The organism is Frankia sp. CeRuru1 (assembly GCF_977966315.1).
In genome coordinates this window covers 1-3,231 of the sequence record NZ_CDWWEW010000448.1, presented here as the reverse complement: position 1 = coordinate 3,231, position 3,231 = coordinate 1, and the positions used below count along the sequence as shown (strand labels likewise).

3 protein-coding genes and 1 pseudogene are annotated in these 3,231 nt (G+C 71.5%); all 4 read left to right on the top strand.

From position 1 onward, the window contains the following. Positions 1-242: pseudogene (locus AC08OP_RS22365) on the top strand (galactose-1-phosphate uridylyltransferase); the annotation flags it as partial. Between the two features lie 66 nt (positions 243-308). Continuing rightward, the gene (gene galK, locus AC08OP_RS22360; protein ID WP_476615976.1) at positions 309-1,658 is read left to right on the top strand and encodes a galactokinase; all 1,350 of its coding nucleotides are present in this window, start codon (positions 309-311) and stop codon (positions 1,656-1,658) included. 96 nt (positions 1,659-1,754) lie between these two features. Beyond that, complete coding sequence (locus tag AC08OP_RS22355; protein WP_476615975.1) at positions 1,755-2,459, top strand: SDR family oxidoreductase; 705 nt, start codon at positions 1,755-1,757, stop codon at positions 2,457-2,459. A gap of 421 nt (positions 2,460-2,880) precedes the next feature. After that, a partial coding sequence (locus AC08OP_RS22350; RefSeq protein WP_476615974.1) for a hypothetical protein occupies positions 2,881-3,231 on the top strand: 351 nt, incomplete at its 3' end.

Sequence of the window (3,231 nt, the reverse complement as noted above, 5' to 3'; positions counted from 1 at the left end):
GGCCGGGGCCGGGGCCGGGACCAGGGCCGGACCTTGATCCTGGCCGGGGACCCGGCGATCCACCCGCGGTGTTCTGGCAGCTGCACGCCCACTTCTATCCGCCGTTGCTGCGCTCCCCGACTATTCGCAAGCATCAGGTCGGCTATGAGATGCTCGCCGACGTGCAGCGCGACCTCACCCCGGAGGCCGCCGCGGACCGGCTGCGCGCCGTCATGGCTCCCGTCGCCGCGAACCGGGCCTGAGCCGAGCCCGCGCGGCCGTAGTCATCCCGCGTGCCGCAGGGCCCACGACTCCCCGACACTGGCGTCATGAGAGCCGCCGAGCATCCGGCCGCCGAGCATCCGGCCACCGAGCGTGCGGTGCGCGCGTTCGTCGAGACCTACGGAGAGCGGCCCACCCACCTCGTCCGCGCGCCCGCCCGGGTGAACCTCATCGGCGAGCACACCGACTACAACGACGGCTTCTGTCTTCCGGTGGCCATCGACCGGGAGCTGTGCATCGCCTTGCGCCGTAACGAGGCACCCGAGCTCCGGCTGGTGTCCGAGCAGGATGCGGTGCCCGCCGTGATCCCGCTGCCGCCGCCGGGCCTCGACACCCCGGTGTCCGCCCGGGCACCCGGATGGGTCCGGTATGTCGAAGGCGTCGCGGTGATGCTGGCCGCCGAGTCGGCCTCCCGCGCCGCCGCCGGATCGGGGGCCTCCCGCGCCGCCGCCGGATCGGGGGGCTCCCGTGCCGCCGCCGGGTCAGGCTTCCCGGCCGGAGGGGGCCCGGTGCCCTGGCGTGGCACGCTGGCCAGCGACATCCCCGTCGGTGCGGGACTGTCCTCCTCGGCCGCGCTGGAGCTGGCCGTCGCCCTGGCCGGTGCGCATCTCGCCGGCTTGACGCCCTCGCCGACGGAGCTCGCCCTGCTCGCCCAGCGGGCGGAGAACCTCTGGGTGGGGGCGGCGACGGGCCTGCTCGACCAGCTCGCCTGCGCCGCGGGCGTGGCCGGCCACGCGCTGCGGATCGACTGCCGCACGCTGACGACCGAGCCGGTGCCGCTGCCGGGCGGGCTGGCCGTGGTGGTCATCGACACCGGCTCGCGCCGACAGGTGGTGACCAGCGAGTACGCCACCCGACGGGCGGAGTGTGAGCGGGCGGCGCGGGCGCTGGGCGTCGCCGCGTTGCGGGACCTCACGCCCCGGTCGATGGACGAGGCGGTGGCCCGGCTCGGCAGGTCCGCCCGGTCGGATGGGACAACCCGGCTGGGCGGAGCGGCCGGCGGGACCGGTCTGGACCCGGTCGCGCTGCGCCGAGCCCGGTTCGTCGTCGCCGAGAACGCCCGGGTCGACGCCGTCGCCGTGGCACTGCGCGCGGGCGACGCCCCAACGGCCGGGCGGCTGTTGCTGGCGGGGCATCGCGGGATCCGGGAGGACTTCGAGGTGTCGGGTCCGGAACTCGATGCGGCGGTCCAGGCGGCTTCGGCGGCTCCGGGGTGCTTCGGGGCCCGGATGACCGGCGGTGGTTTCGCGGGCTGTGCGGTGGCCCTCGTCGACAGGTCCCGGCTGACCGCCTTCACCGAGGCGTTCGAACCGGCGTACACCGCGCTGTCCGGCCGGCGGGCCGTGCTGCACATCTGCTCGGCGGTCGCCGGCACGTCCGTCCTGGACCTCGGGTAGTGACCGGGGAACGTCCGTCCCACCAGCTACGCCGTCGACGTCAGCCGCCGCACCCCAAAACCTGACTGACCACCTCAACCGGCACGATCTATCAGCGTGACCACATCCGTTCTCCTGATCACCGGGGCTTCCTCCGGCATCGGCGCCGCGACAGCGCGACTCGCCGCCAGCAAAGGGTGGCGCCTCATCCTCGCCGCCCGCTCTCACCATGCCCTTCACGAACTTGCCGCGGAACTGGGCGGCCCAGCCCGGGCCGTGGCAGCCCCCTGCGACATCAGCGACTGGGACCAGGTCACCACTCTGCCCACGCTCGCCCACGGCGCGTTCGGTCGACTCGACGCGGTGTTCGCCAACGCCGGCTCCTTCACCGCCACCTCCTTCCTGCGCGGCACCGGATCCCCGCAGCAGTGGCGCGAGATGGTGCTGACCAACGTCTACGGAACCGCCCTCGTCGCCCGGGCCACCCTGCCCACCCTCGTGCAGTTCCGGGGACACTTGGTGCTCACCGGTTCGGTGGCCGGCCGCATCACCGTCCCCGGGCAGCTCTACTCCGCCACCAAGTGGGCCGTCACCGCCATGGCCCAGTCCAGCCGAGCCGAGGTCACCAGTACCGGCGTGCGTGTCACCCTCATCCAGCCGGGACTCGTTAAAGCCGGCGAAACATCGCCCGACCGGGCCACCGACCCGAAACTCGGCACCACTGACGTCGCCCGTGCGGTCCTGTTCGCACTCGAGCAATCCGATACCGTCGATATCAACGAGATCGTCGTCCGGCCCACCGGTCAACAGCCACACCGCTGAAGGTCTACCTGGCCCGTCCAGCAGATAGGGGATGGCGTGGCTCGGCGTCGAGATAGGCAACCAGGACTCGATACTCTAAAATTCCGATCATGGCTCTGACCTGGGCCGTTGCACTACCGCCGGATCGCTGCAGAATCGGCCCACGATCCACCGCCGATCATGCCTTCAACCTGCGACTTTACTTTCGGGGTCGGGTCTCTGATCATCCCTGGAGGGATCGCAACGGTTGTGTCCGACTGTTGGATATCGAGGACAGGCGGGTCGCTGATCACCCCTGGAGGGATCGCAACGCGTGCATTCCGGCCGTGACGAGTGCCCCTCCGCTGGTCGCTGATCATCCCTGGAGGGATCGTGGTGGGGCACGGCGGGCCGGTAGCGGTGGGATCATGACTGGGAGCCTCAGGGACGGGAGAAGACTGTGATGTCCGAGGAAACCGCTGGCCCGTCAGGTGAATCTGCGGCCGAGCGTGAATCGGGGGCGCGGCCGCCAGCCGGTCGGGAACCGTCCGGGCAGCCGGCGCCCGATGCCGACGCGGGGCGCGACGCCGATACGGGGGCGGATGAGGCTCGGGCGACGTTTGAGGGCAGGTTCGACCTCCGTCCGGTCGACTGGGACGGCTCGTTCTCCCGAGTATGGAACGCGCGGCATGGCCAGGAGTTGACGAATGAGCTTGCCGCCGAACAGGAGCGGCGGGAGAACCGGAAGTGGTTCGAGCGGTATAGACAGGAGCTGCTGGACCAGATGGATGCGGAGTCCGCCCGGGAAGAGGCG

What these genes read in the sequence shown, in the direction of transcription:
- galK (WP_476615976.1), top strand. Translation starts at nt 309, where the DNA reads ATGAGAGCCGCCGAGCATCCGGCCGCCGAGCATCCGGCCACCGAGCGT.